The sequence below is a fragment of the Marinomonas gallaica genome (genome assembly GCF_001639745.1).
GTDB lineage: Bacteria > Pseudomonadota > Gammaproteobacteria > Pseudomonadales > Marinomonadaceae > Marinomonas > Marinomonas gallaica.
The window spans coordinates 259,752-275,303 of record NZ_LTAX01000003.1 but is presented as its reverse complement, the minus strand read 5'-3'; the positions used below and the strand labels follow the sequence as shown (position 1 = coordinate 275,303).

Sequence of the window (15,552 nt, the reverse complement as noted above, 5' to 3'; positions counted from 1 at the left end):
TGATTGTAGCGTGCGCTCTAGAGAGAAATTTTTAGGCCAGAAGATATGTAAAGAATAGATGAATCTGATTGGTCTATAGGAAAGCCTGTGTAGAAGTTTTTACTCATAAATAAGTATTTTTAATCGCTTTTTTACAATAGCAACGCTTTTCTTCCTACTGTCAGATAGGTTTAAAATAGTCTGTTTATTACTCAGTAAGAGGCTTGTAATAACGCATGTATATGGCGTTGATGGAGCCTAGTTTTATTGTTTTTTGATGTCGCTTTTAGGAATGAAGTTGTCGTTTTTTTTCTTTTTTTGGGCGGCGTTAGATAATGCCTGACGCTGAAAATTTCATTTGGTAAGTGCCGAATCAGCTCAATCTCCTTATCAATTCTTCTCTAATGTAACTAAGTAGTCCTCGGGAGTCATAGGTTTGTAGAAGTAGTAACCTTGACCAATTTGGCAGTTGAGCGTTTTTACTGTCAGCATTTCTTCGTATGTTTCAATGCCTTCTGCAATACTTTGGGCTTGGGTTTTATGACAAAGGTTGATGATGCAGTCGCTCAAAATATGGTTTATGTTGCAGGTATCAATCGAGCTAACAAACATCCGGTCAAGTTTTATCTCAACAGGTGACAATGAAATAACATTGAGCATGGAGCTGTAGCCAGTACCAAAGTCATCGATCGAGAAGTTAAATCCATGTTCTTTTAGACGTGATAAGTTTGCTTTAAAAACACTACTGTCATCAAAGATTGCGGTTTCAGTTACCTCAAGTAGTACTTGATGTGCTGGGGTTTTGTAGCGCTGTTTCAACTCAATAATTTTGTCGCAAAAGCCGGGTTGCAGTAAATCTTTCGCGGATATATTGATGGATACACTACGGTCTTTGACGACATTCGGGTTCTTACTCATCCATGAAAAAACTGTATTAAAAACATATTGAGTGATTTTAACAATCAGCCCTGTCTTTTCTGCTAGTGGTATAAATAGCGCGGGGGAGACGTTACCCAGCTCTTTACAGTGCCAGCGCAATAATACTTCCGCACCTATGATACGTTGATCATTTAGGTTTACTTGCGGCTGTAGTACAAAGCTCAGTTGGCCATTTTTCAGATCTCTGTTGAGTAGTGATAGAACATGCAGATGGTATTTATGATCGGACTTCATTTGTTTGTTAAACGTACTCCAATCATCATGACTATGTTGATTCACCTCGGCTGCCAATTGGGCATTTTGATACAGCTTCTCAATCGTGTTTGCGCTTTCTGAAAAATAGGCGACTCCAATATTAGTTGGATAAGAAAATTCTAGTCCTTCAATTGATAGATGTTGCTCTAAAGTCGGCATTAATTTAGACAATATTCGATCAACGTTTTTACGTGTAGTGACAAAAACGCCATTACTAGTGCTGGCTCGAATAAATCTGACTCTGGTGTTCTCTAGCCAAGGCATACTCTGTACTGCATGCAAACGCATGAGTGCATGGTTAATGTTAATAAACATTTTTTTGACGGCAATATCGGCTTTGGCTGGCCCAACAGCTTGGATCAAAGAGTGATGTCCAGCCAATACAATTAAGACAAGGCAATCAGCGTCGTCTTCATTGTCCAATACGGGGCGTAAAGTTTGCATCTCAGTCAGTAAGAACTGGCGATTTGGAAGCCCCGTTAACGAATCGGTTAAGTTCGTAAAGTGTCGGTCTTCGTTGAGCTGTCTAATGCGAGCGCTGTAGGCAAACGAAAACCCTAGTAACTGACAAAGGGACGACAATAAAAACGCGTATTCTGTCCAACTGTTGTAGGGCATCAGTTCCCAATAAATGAGGGAGCCAGTCAGCGCACCTAAGATAAAAATACTCCACGAAAACAAGTACAGACGTGTTGCTAAGGTATGAACGGATTTTGTATAAAATGCCCAGTAAGTACACAATGCAGAGCCAGCTATTTGCATAGCTAGAAAAATCGGCGCCATTTTATTTTCTTCAAGCAAACCACTGATCACGATTAAAGCGGCAAAAATTGCATCCATTTTAAAGCGATGAGTCCAGAAGAAAGGGTGGTGCTTTTCAATATTAAGGAAGCTGAGGCTAAAACGGCACACGGTCCAAAGCAGTATTGAGTGCAGCGTTAAAATATTCACCGAAAGCCACTCATGTACCCGATCATTTGGCACTAAGTAGCGGCTAAACCCTAAGACAAATCCGAGAGACAAAATCAATCCAGCATTGAATAATACGTAATAGAAAAACGATCGCTCACGAGTCAGTAGATAGATCAGAATGTTGTAGCCAAGCAACAAGACTAACGCGGTCAGCGACATGACCCACAGAGTGTTTTGCTGTTTTTTGGCTTGATAGATCACGCTCTGATCATACAGTGCAATGGGCAATAAAATAGGGCCACTGCTACTACGGCGAATCAGTAAACTGGTCTTTTTACTGGCGTCCAAGGTAATGGGAATCCAAATACCTTCGTAAGTTTCATTGTCATTCCAAGTCTGACGATCGCCCCTTGCCCACTGCTTTACTAAGCTCGTTCCGTGGAACAGATAAAAATTAAGCTCATCGATCATAAAGTTACTGGCTTTAAGGTAGTACGTTGTAGCATTACTGTGTCCAGAGGCTGGGAATGTCAATTTATTCCAGTAAGCGTTATCTGAGAACCCACTAGTAGGATAATGCTCAGTTAAATAGACTTGCTTCAATGCTTCCGTAGGTGAAATGGGCTCGTTTTCAATCCATGTGGGCAAGGGCTCGTTAAGATACGCGCCATTTATATCAGACCTGTCTATACCGTATGCCTTGATCGACATAATTATAAGAGTGAGACAAAAGAGAACAATCTTCATCCGTGATGCCCTGAATGCTTGGTACAGTAAGTGTATATCGTATCTAGCATACGTCAAAAAAGAGGCACATCTAGACAAAGAAGTGAGGGAGGATGAAAATAGAGTCTATTTTAAAGGACATTAAAGTTGGAGAGGGTGCATGGGACTAATAATTGGGCCAGTGATTCTTTTATGGGTAGCGGCTTTCTCTTTTACGTTGCGTATGGGCTACGTTCTGCTGGAAGGTAAGGCTTTCTTTCCTTACGTTTGCGTCGTATTGCTGTTGGCTGTTGCTGGTTCAGTACTGTATGTATTTGGAGGCTTATCTACGTTTCAAGGTCGAAGCGAGCTTTGGGCTTTTGAAATACCATGGTTTTTCCTTGTGAATAAATATACTTTTTTAGTCTTCGCGTTGTCAGTAATGGCGTATTTATTTGGCGGTAACATCTTCGTAGGAGATGTTTCAAAAGCGATTATTTTTATTGTTGCATTTTCCATCGCTTCAGGAAGTCTTATTGGGTGCTTCAGTTCCAGTGCATTCATGAAAAAGTACAATATATCAGAGACATACTAATGAGTTTCTACTCAAATCAGCGAAGTGATTATACTGCTGTGTCCATTGATGACGAACTTAAGCGCGAGCTAGATTTTCATTCGTCTATGTGTCTAATATGAATAAAAAATACAAAGCTCGTATCGATCGAGCAATTCAATACATTGAAAGCAATCTTGCGAATAAAATTTCGCAGGCCGACGTTGCAAGTGTGAGCCACTTTTCCGACTATCACTTTCATCGGATTTTTACCGGTATGGTTGGTGAAACGGTCAATGATTACATCGTTAGACGCAGACTTGAGTGCGCGGTCAATTTATTGATCTTTAGAACTGAATTATCGGTTACGCAGATCGCTTTAGAAAACGGCTTTTCGTCAACAGCCAATTTTTCAAAAGCAGTAAAACGTCACTTTGGCTTCAGTCCGTCTGAGATACGGAACCCTGACAAAATTAAGAATAGCAAGATTGGAAAAATTTCTAGCAAGTATAGAAAAGAGTTTAGCCCTTCAGATTTGTATCCTGCTCGTGTCACTAACGAGGTGATGCATCTTGAAATGGAAATCCACGTAAAGCTTAAAACATTATAAACAGTTTGAAATGGAAGCTTGGCTTTAGAACGGTTAATAGAGCCAAATGACAACCATAAAATCCCGTCTAAGACGGGATTTTATGGTTTCAATGGACAGTACTTCTTCAAGGGGGAAGTGGTTATTGGCACTGCCACATGATTGGGCAATCTTCCTGAATCGCAGCGTTGAGCATCTCGATCAAGGGGACGGCACGGGTTGCTAGGCTTACAGTGGGTTCGTCTTGCTCAGCATTGTCATTCGATTGCATTGGTTGGTCATTTTCTTTTTCACGCGTGACGGCGGCTTTTAGCTGCTCCAGAGCATGTGGAATATTGTCTGCTTTAATCGCACCTGAATTAGTTTCAGGTTGTCCCATCATCGTTACCATTTTCAGTCCTACTGAGCCAAACATTGTAATGTCGGCGGATGCGTTGCACTGGAAAGTCATTAACATAATCTAGCCTCATAGTTCGTTGGTTTGCTTAAGTAGCAACTCAAAGATAGTTGGTTATTTCCCATGGCGCTGACTGTCATTGGTCTGGGAAGTGTTTTTCTCGAAGTACCTTGGTAAAAACGATCACCTAAAAGCTACGATTACTGTTTCCTACGTCACTCAGAGTATTGTTGGAGTCAAAGGCTTAGTCTTTGAACATCTTCTAGAAACAATAAAGCCAGTCTAAGACTGGCTTTATTTGACTACTTACCGAGCTTGTTAAGTTCTTCTAGCTCTTCGCTGTGCCAGATTTTACGTTTAAAACGCGGATTCTTAGACGACATGTCGATCTTGTAAGGATTTTGTTCGTGCGCTTGCGGTAGACCCAGAATATTGCACAGTTCTTGAGCGAGCCATTTTTCTACTTTCAACACGACGATTTTCTTACGTAGGCGACCCTGTTCATCACGGTTCAAGATCGTAGGGAGAGTGTTCAATGTTAAAATTTCACCCAGTGCAGGGTGCGCCATACGTTCACGGCCTTCATTGCTGGCGTAGAAGTGTGACACGGCAAAGACCATGCGCTCTGGGTTGATTTGCTTCAAGAATTGGCAAGACTTGATGATGGTTGAGCCGGTGCGAACCATATCATCAAACAGTACGATGCTGGCACCGTCTAGGCCTTCAAATGTATTCTCACTTTCTTTGTGCAGCGTGATTTCAACTTTGCGTTCTGCTGTACGCTCTTTATCGAGCATAATGAATTTCGCTTTCGTCAAACCAAGCGTGTTGTACATTTGCTTAACGAAGTCACGGGCACCTTTATCTGGCGCACACAATACTAGACCTTCGCCATCTTCGCCGTAGCTTAAAATATCTGAGTTCAGTAGATAGTGGGCGTAGATTTCGTATGGAATCAGGTTGTGGAAGTCACCATCAAACACTTCATTGAAGATATGCTGAACAGAATCTGAGTGGTTGTGGATCGTCATGACGGTATCAACGCCAGAGAACTTTAACATTTGAGCATAAAGTTTAGCGGTGAACGGCTGTCCATCAAACTTTTTGATGTCTTTCACATCACGCTCAAAGCTTGTCTTACCAAGGTTTTTATCAGGGCCACGGTCTTGTGCGCTGTAGAATAGATCGGGTTCTACGAGAATCACACGCTCGGCGCCGTTTTCTTTGGCTGCACGGGCAATGATGAAGTTTGTCATGGCAAGCTCTTGGCGGCTCTGCACATGGCTGGTCGTGCTGACAATGATGACTGATTTACCTTTTAGCTTGCGTCCGATGTTATCGAAGTCGGCTTCGTCAGAAATGAAGCGAGGGCAGAACTCGGAGTTCATAAAGTGCTTCATACTGATGATATCAGCGATGTCTTCATGTTGGCCCATTGCATAGGCGACATCAATGGCAAAAGGGTTATCAGAAGAGTTGCTAACAACGACGACGTTGCTTGGGTAGCTGGTAGACAAAGTCATTAAAGATCCTTAACGAGAAGAGTAAAGCTGCGAGCAATTTTAATATGTATGGGCGTTAAGTAATAGGCGGTCAGTCGCTTTAATGACAACAAATATCTCAATATGGGTCTACTTAACAAGATATCGCACTTTCATTGGGCGTATTGCCCCGTTTTAGTGATGTGTGAAACAGGAAAAAGAGGCCAACTAAGGTATGAATGCCTTCTTAAGTTGGTCAACTTTGCCCATCGAATTTAGTCCATATTGTTGCAGTCAGTCGAAAATAGCATGCTTGAATACAGCATTGCTTGAAAAGGCGACTCTGAATAGGGACTCGCTATGTTAATCATTGTCAGTAGCCAACCCCATAAACTTCATAAGCAAGAACAAAGCTTACACTTTAAAGCTGCCGACATGATTTTGCAGAGCTTGATAAAGCTGAGATATATTTTTTGACTGATGATTGATCGTGTTTGAAACCTCTTGTACTGCGTCGGTTTGGTCTTTTAATGAGACCAAACTTTCATTGATGTTATTGGCCACTTGAGATTGTTCTTGGGTGGCTTGGGCTGTTTGAGCCGCCATCGTTTCTACTTTGGTAAAAGAAACATGCAAGGACTCAAAAATGCTGATGACCTTGTCGAAATTTTCAGAGGTAGCGAGTGCATTGTCGCGGCTATTCTGAGTCGATTGGGACGATGCTTTAACACTTCGTTTAAGTTGCGCAATCATGGTTTCGATTTCATTAGTGCTGTCTTGGGTTCGTGTGGCTAGGGTGCGCACTTCATCGGCAACAACGGCAAAACCTCTTCCTTGTTCGCCAGCACGTGCGGCCTCTATTGCTGCATTAAGCGCTAAAAGATTGGTTTGTTCCGCAATATTGCGAATAACTTCTAGTACGGAAGATATGGATTCTGAGTTTTTCTCCAGCTCGTCTGAGTGAGCTAATGCTTGTTTAATTTCTTTTACGAGCGTCGAAACAGCGTGTTGTGAAGCATGAACGGCTTTGGTGCCTTGCTCTGTTAATCGATTCGAATCGGTCGCTTCTTTAGCTGCATTGCTCGCAATACTCGACATTTCTTGGTTCGACATATTCATTTCGTGGCCAGCACTCACAATAAACTCTGACGACGATACTAAAGCGTTGACGATATCTTCTGTTTGGTCAGAAGCCGATTTTAAATGTGTGGTCATTGAACCTAGAGAATGTGATTGCTCACTTATATTGATGATCATCTTCTGTAGGCTTTCAACAAAACCATCAAATTCATGCGCTAGGTCGCCGAGTTCATCCTTAGAAGAAGATCGAATACGCTGAGTCAGATCGCCATCGCCTTCTGCGATTTCTCGAATACGTTCACTGATGTTTTGGATGTTACGAGTCAAACGAAGCGGCACAATGTAGCCAAATATCAAAGCTGAAATGAAGGCAATGCTAATGACAACAATTGCAATGGACTGGTAATTAGCAAGTTGCTGGTTAGTATTTTTCTCCATTTGACGAGAGTAGTTTTGTACTTTCGCCCCAGCATTATCCAGAATCTTCCGTATTGCAATGAAGCTATCTTCGACTTCTGAAAACTCTGAAGAGTTGATCAATGAGGTAGAATTTACGTGATTTGCTATATAGTCTGAGCTGTTCTGATACCAATCATTAAATTTCATATCAAAGTTTAAGTATTTATTGATTAGTTTGGGTTCGCTTTTTAAATAGATACGATACTCATTAAAGTGTTCGATGACTTGTGCCGCGTTAGTGTGAAAGTTTTTACTCGCTTCACTGTAAGGAACCAAGCCATTGCGACTGTGTTCAAAAGCTAACCGTGCTTGGTACAGATCTCGATCGGCATTTAAGACTGCAGATATGGCTTCTAAATGCCTTTCAAGCTTTGCTTGTGTTGTGTCATCTGCTGAGTCTCGAGTGTGTTGTCTGAGCGTCTCGCCTGCATCATCCAGTATCGCTCGAAGTACTGAAAACTGCTGCTCAATTTCAAGGACAATGTCAGAGCGTTTTTTTAGCGAATCACTGGCGAAGCTTAAATTTTTACTTCGATTGATCCATTCTTGATACAGCTGATCAAAATGACTAAATGGCTCAACCAGCTCCTTAGGCTCATCTTTTAAGTAGTTTCGATAAAGTTGAAAACGATCAAAAACTTGTTGTGCATTTTCAGAAAATGTCGCTTTATTTTGAGAAATATCCCCTTCGCCCGTGATGAGTTTTTCTTGGGCTAGTCGAGCTTGGTATAGATCTCTATCGGCATTTAGAACCTCTGATATGGCTTCGAAGTAATGTTCCGCTTGGGTTCTCATTGCGTTTGATTGGAAGGAGCTTATTAGCATCATAAACCCGAATAATCCTACTAGAACTAATGCTAAGCATACGATGGGAAGCATAACTTTTACTCGAATAGAATGTAGACGCATGATCAGATCCTTTGCTTGCGAGTGTTGATATAAAAGCTGGTTAAAACTTAGCTTAGGATAGGAATACGAAGTGTGCAAAAAATAGACAGTTGATTTGATCAATTTCTTTGTAGGCGTTTCTTTCTAAGAAACCATAGCCTCTGAGCTTTTAATCTTATAGGCTATAAAATGAGCGATTTTCGAACGAAAAACAATTTTTTGGAGGCGAACATGGAAACTCACGAACATTCGTTAAAAGCGTTGTTTGATCAGTTAGGATTAGATAGTTCAGAGCAGGGAATTGAAGCTTTTGTTTCTGAGAATGATTCTATTCCACAAGGTGTGCTTCTTTGGCAAGCGCCAATGTGGTCTGAGTCTCAAGCTCAAATGCTTAAGCAAATGAAAGACGAAGATGCGGATTGGGCTGAAGTCGTCGATGAACTTGATTTGATGATGCGTTAACCAGCCTTACTAATTCGGCATATGACTTTCAAGATAAAGCACAGCGTAGGCGCAGTCCTACGCTGTGCTTTATTGGACCAAACTTTTACTTTGATCTTCCTTTTATTGCCCCCAGATAACGCCTATCCATTTTAAATAACGAGTAATTTTATGTCTGCTAAAAATGTCGTCATTACGGGAGCCAGTCGCGGTATTGGTTTGTCTTTTGCGGGGCTTTATCAGTCGCGTGGCTATCATGTTTATGCGGCCTGTCGCAATGCCAGTGCCGAGTTAAAGGCATTGGGCGTCACGGTGATTGATGGCGTTGATGTCACACAAGAATCGGGTATTGCACACCTGGTTGAAGCCTTAGATGGCGTCGAAATTGATGTGTTGATTAACAATGCGGGTATCTTGGAAAACGAAAAATTGGGTTCCATTGATAAAGCCTCGGTGCGGCGTCAGTTTGAGACAAATGCTTTGGCGCCATTGGCCGTGACTGAAGCATTGATGGGACAGTTTAGTGCGCGTGCGAAACTGGCATTGATTACCAGTCGTATGGGGTCTGTGACAGACAATACCAGCGGTAGCCGCTATGGCTACCGCATGTCAAAAGCCGCTCTTAATATTGCTGGCATGTCTTTATCACACGACTTAAAACCGCATGGTGTCGCGGTGGCAATTTTGCATCCTGGCTTAGTCGGCACACAAATGATCGGTGGTTTCGGTGATATTACACCCGATCAAGCTGCGGAGCGTTTGGCACAACGTATCGAAGAACTAACACTTGAGAACTCGGGGACTTTTTGGCATTCCAATGGTGAAGTGTTACCTTGGTAAATAGGACGAAAGGGCTCTTTTGCATCCCTTTTTATTTGTCAGCGTATTCAATCGTAGAGAGCTAGCGTGATTTTAGAAGATAAACAAGTATTGTTATTTGATTTGGACGGCACGCTGGTAGACAGTGCGCCCGATTTAGCCGCTGCGGTTAACCAAACGCTTATTCATTTAGGTCGAGAGCCTTTTCCTGAAGCGACAGTTCGTAATTGGGTTGGCAACGGTGCATTGATGTTGATTTTACGTGCCTTAAGTGGTGATAAAGACGTCGATCCCGAATTGCTTCAGACATTGGTGGATAACGCGTTGGCGGTATTCTTAGACTTTTATGCGAAGTGTGTGTGTGATAAGTCTAAGCTGTATGGGAATGTGAAAGACACTTTGCTGGCTCTTAAAGCACAGGGCTATCGCTTAGGCATTATTACCAACAAGCCGGAAAAGTTTGTTGCACCAATATTAGATGGGTTAGGTTTATCAGGGATCTTTGAGCTCATTTTAGGGGGCGATTCGCTTGCAGAGCGAAAACCTCACCCATTGCCACTGTATACTGCGTGCAAATGGTTTGAGGTATCGGTCGATCAATGCGTCATGATTGGTGATTCTAAAAATGATATTCTGGCTGCTAAAGCCGCCAACATGGACAGTATTGGCTTAACTTATGGCTATAACTACGATGAAGATTTAGCCGTCCATCAACCCAATCATCTTTTCAGTGATTTTAAGGGATTATTGTCGGTTCTAAAGGGGATTCAAGAGCCTGCTTAAGAATGATAAAACGAAAAAGCTTGGTCAAACGGCCGAGCTTTTTCCGTTGTATGAGCTTAAATATGGCGCTATTCAAATGCGCTAAACAATGTGTTTTATTACCAAAACCCCAAGAGTTTCCACCAGAGTCCACCGACGCAGCCCCAAATGGTCAAATTAACTAGACTCATAATAAAGCCCATGAGCCACCAGTCTTCCATCGACACATAACCAGAGCCAAAGATGATTGGCGAGGTACCTGTAGCATAATGTGTTAAAGACATCATCAGTGACGACGCGCCGGCAAGCAGCAACCCTAAATAGAGTGGTGGTGCCCCAAGCGCTAATCCGGCCGCGTAGAAGGCTGCAAACATCGCGGTAATGTGTGCGGTGGTACTGGCAAAAAAGTAATGCGCATAGAAGTAAATGGCGACTAGAATCATCACAGAAATAGGCCAATCAAAGCCAAAATGCTCAATGTTGTTTTCTACGACTGAAGAGAACCAGTTGACCAATCCAAGCTTGTTAAGAAAGGTCGCCATCATCACTAAAGCCGAAAACCATACCACTGTGTCCCATGCGGACTTTTCTTTGAGCACATCTTCCCAACTGAGCACCCCGGTGACAAGCAAAATGGACAATCCTAAAAAAGCGACTGCGGTGGTGTTGACGATAAAGTCATCACCAAACAAAAGGGCCGGTACACCTGCCCACAGTAATAATAGTAGTGTAAACACGAATACCATTACTTTCTCACCGTAACTCATGACGCCCATTTCGGTTAATTTTGATTGAGCGTAGGTTTTTGCGTCAGGTGTGTTTTTAATTTCAGGCGGGTAGATGGCGTATACCACCAGCGGAACCAACGCGATACATACTAAACCAGGCAATAACGCGGCGAGCGCCCAGGTTCCCCATGTAATACTGATGTCGGCACCTGTGGCGTCTGCAATAAACTTGACAATCAATGGGTTAGGCGCCGTGGCGGTAATGAACATAGCCGATGTGATAGGGTTAATATGATAGTTTACCAGTGCCAGATAATGGCCGATCTTACGAGAGGTGCCCGCTTCGGGTGAGGAGCCAAAGCTGTTGGCAATAGACTTCATGATAGGGTGAATAACACCACCACCACGAGCCGTGTTACTGGGCGTTACCGGGGCAATTATGAGTTCTGACAAAGCCAGTGCGTAGCCTACACCAATGGTTTTTTTGCCAAAAAGCGCAATAAAATAATAACCTACACGGTTACCGAGCCCTGTTTTTGATAACCCCCGAGAAATGACAATTGCGATACCAATGAGCCAGATGAGCGAGTTAGAGAAGCCGCTTAATGCATCTTTAATGGCACCGGATGGGGAATCATTGGTTACACCGGTTAAAGCTACTAGCGTAATGGCTAAAATCGCTATAGCGCCAATGGGCATGACCTTACCAATAATGGCCGCGATGGTGCCGACAAATAACGCCAATAAATGCCAAGCATTAACTGAAACGCCATCAGGAATGGGGACGACAAACCAAAGTCCTAAGGTTAAAACGACCGATAAAATTCCGGGAACAACGTTTACTCCACCCGCTTTCATGTTCTCTCCTTAGTGTTCAGCGCTTCTGTGTGTGATAAGACTGGTGCATAGCATAGGGCGTCTATGCTCAGAGAGTGATGATCTAAATCATATAAGTATAATTTATGATCAAGAGTGTCACACGCCAGTGCTGTGGCATTCTTGTGTGATAACGCGCATGTGATGGGGCTATGAGGTTAGGGCCAATCGACAGTGTTATATGTCATGTTTGTCTGTCTGAAAAGTCAGGTTAGTGTAATGTTGAGATGGAGAGATTGAATGTCAGCATGGACCTCTCTATTAATGATGGATTCAGAACAGAAAGGGCTTTAAGGGATTAATATGAGACGCTTTAACGCACTCTTTTTCATGCTATGTGCAACAACTTACTCGTTTGCTGATCAACCCGATATTGTGACTCTTTCCGACGCCGCGAAAGAACGCACAAAGCATTATGTCATTTATCATGGCAGTTATTATAAACTGGATTACCCCAATGGCGATGTTCCTGCGCATTTTGGCGTATGCACTGATGTAATTATTCGCAGCTATCGAGCGTTGGGGATAGATCTTCAAGAGCGGGTGCACGAGGATATGACGGCTAACTTTTCACTCTATCCGTCGAATAGAATTTGGGGACTAAAGCGCCCCGACGCTAATATTGATCACCGGCGTGTCCCGAACCTACAAACATTTTTCAGTCGTCATGGTAGTGAGTTGCCTATTTATGAGCAGGGGGCTCAGTATCAATCAGGAGATATTGTCACATGGATGCTTCCAGGCAATAAGCCACACATTGGCATCGTTTCAGATCTCTGGTCAAAAGACCAAGAACGGCCATTAATGGTTCATAATATTGGTTATGGGCCAGAACTTGAGGATATGCTGTTTGATTACCCAATTACGGGTCATTATCGCTATCTGCCAAAGTGAACGCCGTCGTGTATCTGGTTCATGGCATGCAACCCCCGATGCTTCAATGATCTATTATTGCTTCTAAGAGTCAGGTTCAAAATGTTAAAACAAAGCTTGGCCAAATAACCAAGCTTTGTTTATGACGTACTCTTTAAGTGTTAGCTGAAGTTCCTCGCCAGCGCATCTGGATAGTGACGGTCGCGGGCAAATTGTTCCGCCAGTTTAGTAATCTCATCGCTTCGGCATTGCTTTGTCACTGGGAAGTAATGCTCAGTTAAGTAGTGCTGCGCCAGCTCCGATTTGATCACACCTGTTTCGAGTAAGTCCTTCAAAATGGCATCAGCCGTTGCTAAAGCTGAGGAGGCTTTGACAATTTCGGCACGTGCGTAGCCTTGCTGATCAAACGAGACATCCGCTGCTCGTAAATCTGGGTCTTCCCCTGGAATTTGCTGCGCACCAAATAACGGTTTTGACGCGGTTTTTGCGGATTTAAAGTCAGGGATAAATTTAGCAATATGCGCAATATTACTAACCGTACGCTCTGTCACTAAGTGCTCTGGCCATTGCTCATCAATTTTTTTAATAAAATGTGGCGCCAATCTAGGCTGCGCACTTTGCTCACTACTGGCAACTAAACCGCCTTCAAATAAAGTGATCGCTTGCGTCATACCATGTAATTGGAAGTAACCACCAGGGTAGGGCGTTAACTGCGCCATGCCTTGAGGTGTACCGCGTTGACCATGAAAAACAATTTCAGGCCATAGGCCTTGGCACTCTGGCCAATGTGTGACAAAAGACGCTTTGAATTCGACCATACGTTGTCGTTTGGCCTTGATCATATCGTCTAGCTCACCACTTTTAAAACCGCAGGCGTTTACTACGTAATCGTACTCAGTCACTTGAACGTCTTGATTGACCGTTGATTCTGAATTTCGGGATGCCGGTTTGGTGATGATTTGCCAGCCTTTACCGGTTTCGCTGCGGCGAATGTCGACAACACTGGTATGAGTTTGAAGGTGACAACTCGGCAAACGGTCAATCGCGAGGTTCGCGATTGCAGCCCAACGAAAAGCGGATAAACCGTACTCCTGAACGACAACCAAAGGAAATTTTATCGTGTCTAAATTTACCTGTTTGGCAAACGCGACCAACCAATCTTCGTCACATTGTGCTTGTTCTGGTAGAGGTCTTTGCCCAATGGCTTCAATTTCTGCTCGGTCATACAAACGAAAGTAATCAGCAGGTTTGCCTAATACTTCGTTGCTGGCATCTTGATCGACCAGTACTTGATACTGTGTGCGTAGTTTTTCCAAGCGAGGCAATAAGTCCAAAGGTTCACTTGGATCCGATGTTGGTACGGCCAAAACCGTTGGACGTACATTGATGCTCTGCACGTAGACTTTTGTTGTGTCAATGGATTGCTGCAATAAGGTCAAGCACTGCTGGTCTGAAATTTCACGGTAGAGATTACCGCCCGCATGTAAATGGCAAAATGGAGGGCCATTGACTAAGCTTGGACCTTTCTCGATTAGGGTTGTATCGATTCCCAGCTCGGCCAGACGTAATGCGATGGTCGAGCCCGCGACTCCTGCGCCAACAACAGCTACTTTCTTAGCTTTAGCTGCGCGCAAGTTTTCACCTGTAAGTGTTTGAGTCATTAACTTCGCTCATTCTGTAAAGGTTGAGTTATTTGGCGACATTCTACGCGGCTAATGCTTGTTTTTATAGCAGCATGCCGTATGCATTTGCTGTAAAAAAGGCATTTACTTTTATCGTGCGAAGAGTGCAAATAAAGCTAATCTGAGTGCATCGATTTAAGGTCTATTTGCGTCACTGCAGATTACGCCACGGTTAGGCGTAATGGTACGAAAGAAGTCTAGAAATGGTTCATAAAAAAAAGCTAAGATTTCTGATTGTTAATCTAAGTTGGTCACAAGTACTTGTCATTTATTCGATAGGGAGAGAGTAAACGTGGAGCATCGTATTCGCGCCGCTGGAATATTGATTCGGCATGACGCTATTTTATTACTTCGAATAGAAGATGAAACCGGTGAGTATTGGGTGCCGCCAGGCGGTGGATTTGAGCCTGAAGACGTTACAAGCAAAGGCTGCCTACGCCGTGAATACTTCGAAGAAGCCGGTATTGAAACCACAATCGGCGAGCTTATTTGTGTCCGTGAATTTTTAGAATGTGAGACGAATCGCTATAATATCGAGCTTTACTATCATGTGACGAATTACACTGGGGAACCTCATTTAGAGAATTTAGAAGGCTTAAACGACGAGTCCGTTATCCAAGCGGTAGAATGGGTCCCATTTAGCGAGTTGCCTCAACGTCGATCTTATCCAGATGACTTGCTATATCTAGTCGATAAAGTGAGACAAAAGGACTTCAGCCATCATGTTGGGAGTTATATCCAAGGGCCAGATGAGACAATGAATCGTTTAATTTAGACAGGCTAACTTATAAATAGCCCTCTGGCTGTTCCAGCTCATGGATGAGGTAATTGGCTTCTTCCATTTTGTCATTCAACGCTTGCTGCGCGTCTTGTAACCCGCGATTATAAAAATAGGGTCCAAGTTCTTTAGCCAAAAAATCGATTAGAAACTCTGCCTCAAAGGCACCAATGTCTTGGTCTAATTCATCGTCAAAATAACGTTTTACTTTATGCACCATATTATCTTTTTGATCTTTTGAAAATTCGATGTCTTTCATTTCTTGTCCTACGTTAACGCATTACTCATGATTTATCGTGATTATATATCATATCGAAACACTTTCTTGACTGACTCATTCAGTCGTTATTTTCTGA

At 43.0% G+C, this 15,552-nt stretch carries 14 protein-coding genes; 7 read left to right on the top strand and 7 right to left on the bottom strand.

Annotation, left to right across the window (positions count from 1 at the left end):
* Positions 1-369: 369 nt before the first annotated feature.
* Positions 370-2,832, bottom strand: a complete 2,463-nt coding sequence (locus AYW76_RS05220; RefSeq protein WP_082866111.1) for an EAL domain-containing protein — start codon at positions 2,830-2,832, stop codon at positions 370-372.
* A gap of 139 nt (positions 2,833-2,971) precedes the next feature.
* Here AYW76_RS05220 and AYW76_RS05215 point away from each other — a divergent pair, with 139 nt between their 5' ends.
* The gene (locus tag AYW76_RS05215; protein WP_067216694.1) at positions 2,972-3,385 is read left to right on the top strand and encodes a hypothetical protein; all 414 of its coding nucleotides are present in this window, start codon (positions 2,972-2,974) and stop codon (positions 3,383-3,385) included.
* A 97-nt stretch (positions 3,386-3,482) separates the two neighbouring features.
* Positions 3,483-3,953 carry a helix-turn-helix transcriptional regulator gene (locus AYW76_RS05210; protein WP_082866110.1) on the top strand — a complete coding sequence of 157 codons (471 nt, stop codon included), beginning with the start codon at positions 3,483-3,485 and terminating at the stop codon, positions 3,951-3,953.
* Positions 3,954-4,074: 121 nt separating this feature from the next.
* Here AYW76_RS05210 and AYW76_RS05205 read toward each other — a convergent pair whose 3' ends face one another.
* The 3 genes from AYW76_RS05205 to AYW76_RS05195 form a co-directional block, all read right to left on the bottom strand.
* A complete protein-coding gene (locus AYW76_RS05205) occupies positions 4,075-4,389 on the bottom strand; it encodes a DUF1840 domain-containing protein (protein WP_067216692.1) in 315 nt (104 codons plus the stop codon).
* Positions 4,390-4,631: 242 nt separating this feature from the next.
* On the bottom strand, positions 4,632-5,852 hold the full coding sequence (locus AYW76_RS05200; protein ID WP_067216690.1) for a phosphoribosyltransferase family protein: 1,221 nt from the start codon (positions 5,850-5,852) through the stop codon (positions 4,632-4,634).
* Positions 5,853-6,224: 372 nt separating this feature from the next.
* Positions 6,225-8,258: a methyl-accepting chemotaxis protein gene (locus AYW76_RS05195; protein WP_067216688.1), complete on the bottom strand. Its 2,034-nt coding sequence runs from the start codon at positions 8,256-8,258 to the stop codon at positions 6,225-6,227.
* A gap of 210 nt (positions 8,259-8,468) precedes the next feature.
* On the opposite strand from AYW76_RS05195, the gene AYW76_RS05190 reads away from it, so the two are divergent.
* The 3 genes from AYW76_RS05190 to AYW76_RS05180 all read left to right on the top strand — a co-directional run bounded on the left by AYW76_RS05190 (position 8,469) and on the right by AYW76_RS05180 (position 10,280).
* Positions 8,469-8,699, top strand: a complete 231-nt coding sequence (locus AYW76_RS05190; protein WP_067032219.1) for a DUF2789 domain-containing protein — start codon at positions 8,469-8,471, stop codon at positions 8,697-8,699.
* Positions 8,700-8,849: 150 nt separating this feature from the next.
* On the top strand, positions 8,850-9,518 hold the full coding sequence (locus tag AYW76_RS05185) for an SDR family oxidoreductase (protein WP_067216685.1): 669 nt from the start codon (positions 8,850-8,852) through the stop codon (positions 9,516-9,518).
* A 66-nt stretch (positions 9,519-9,584) separates the two neighbouring features.
* Positions 9,585-10,280 carry a phosphoglycolate phosphatase gene (locus tag AYW76_RS05180; RefSeq protein WP_067216681.1) on the top strand — a complete coding sequence of 232 codons (696 nt, stop codon included), beginning with the start codon at positions 9,585-9,587 and terminating at the stop codon, positions 10,278-10,280.
* 98 nt (positions 10,281-10,378) lie between these two features.
* Here AYW76_RS05180 and AYW76_RS05175 read toward each other — a convergent pair whose 3' ends face one another.
* On the bottom strand, positions 10,379-11,845 hold the full coding sequence (locus AYW76_RS05175; protein WP_067216678.1) for a DASS family sodium-coupled anion symporter: 1,467 nt from the start codon (positions 11,843-11,845) through the stop codon (positions 10,379-10,381).
* 321 nt (positions 11,846-12,166) lie between these two features.
* Here AYW76_RS05175 and AYW76_RS05170 point away from each other — a divergent pair, with 321 nt between their 5' ends.
* Positions 12,167-12,757 (top strand): DUF1287 domain-containing protein, encoded by a 591-nt coding sequence (locus AYW76_RS05170; protein ID WP_067216674.1) that lies wholly within the window; start codon positions 12,167-12,169, stop codon positions 12,755-12,757.
* 140 nt (positions 12,758-12,897) lie between these two features.
* Here the strand turns inward: AYW76_RS05170 and AYW76_RS05165 are convergent, their stop codons facing one another.
* Positions 12,898-14,397 carry an FAD-dependent oxidoreductase gene (locus AYW76_RS05165; RefSeq protein ID WP_067216671.1) on the bottom strand — a complete coding sequence of 500 codons (1,500 nt, stop codon included), beginning with the start codon at positions 14,395-14,397 and terminating at the stop codon, positions 12,898-12,900.
* Positions 14,398-14,710: 313 nt separating this feature from the next.
* On the opposite strand from AYW76_RS05165, the gene AYW76_RS05160 reads away from it, so the two are divergent.
* Positions 14,711-15,193, top strand: a complete 483-nt coding sequence (locus AYW76_RS05160) for an NUDIX domain-containing protein (RefSeq protein ID WP_067216667.1) — start codon at positions 14,711-14,713, stop codon at positions 15,191-15,193.
* 10 nt (positions 15,194-15,203) lie between these two features.
* On the opposite strand, the gene AYW76_RS05155 is transcribed toward AYW76_RS05160, so the two are convergent.
* Positions 15,204-15,455 carry a DUF2164 domain-containing protein gene (locus AYW76_RS05155; RefSeq protein ID WP_067032197.1) on the bottom strand — a complete coding sequence of 84 codons (252 nt, stop codon included), beginning with the start codon at positions 15,453-15,455 and terminating at the stop codon, positions 15,204-15,206.
* Positions 15,456-15,552 lie beyond the last annotated feature (97 nt).

Bases quoted from the DNA above. Each gene is read 5' to 3' on its own strand.
- AYW76_RS05220 (WP_082866111.1), bottom strand. From the start codon at position 2,832: ATGAAGATTGTTCTCTTTTGTCTCACTCTTATAATTATGTCGATCAAG.
- AYW76_RS05215 (WP_067216694.1), top strand. From the start codon at position 2,972: ATGGGACTAATAATTGGGCCAGTGATTCTTTTATGGGTAGCGGCTTTC.
- AYW76_RS05210 (WP_082866110.1), top strand. From the start codon at position 3,483: ATGAATAAAAAATACAAAGCTCGTATCGATCGAGCAATTCAATACATT.
- AYW76_RS05205 (WP_067216692.1), bottom strand. From the start codon at position 4,389: ATGTTAATGACTTTCCAGTGCAACGCATCCGCCGACATTACAATGTTT.
- AYW76_RS05200 (WP_067216690.1), bottom strand. From the start codon at position 5,852: ATGACTTTGTCTACCAGCTACCCAAGCAACGTCGTCGTTGTTAGCAAC.
- AYW76_RS05195 (WP_067216688.1), bottom strand. From the start codon at position 8,258: ATGCGTCTACATTCTATTCGAGTAAAAGTTATGCTTCCCATCGTATGC.
- AYW76_RS05190 (WP_067032219.1), top strand. From the start codon at position 8,469: ATGGAAACTCACGAACATTCGTTAAAAGCGTTGTTTGATCAGTTAGGA.
- AYW76_RS05185 (WP_067216685.1), top strand. From the start codon at position 8,850: ATGTCTGCTAAAAATGTCGTCATTACGGGAGCCAGTCGCGGTATTGGT.
- AYW76_RS05175 (WP_067216678.1), bottom strand. From the start codon at position 11,845: ATGAAAGCGGGTGGAGTAAACGTTGTTCCCGGAATTTTATCGGTCGTT.
- AYW76_RS05170 (WP_067216674.1), top strand. From the start codon at position 12,167: ATGAGACGCTTTAACGCACTCTTTTTCATGCTATGTGCAACAACTTAC.
- AYW76_RS05165 (WP_067216671.1), bottom strand. From the start codon at position 14,397: ATGACTCAAACACTTACAGGTGAAAACTTGCGCGCAGCTAAAGCTAAG.
- AYW76_RS05155 (WP_067032197.1), bottom strand. From the start codon at position 15,455: ATGAAAGACATCGAATTTTCAAAAGATCAAAAAGATAATATGGTGCAT.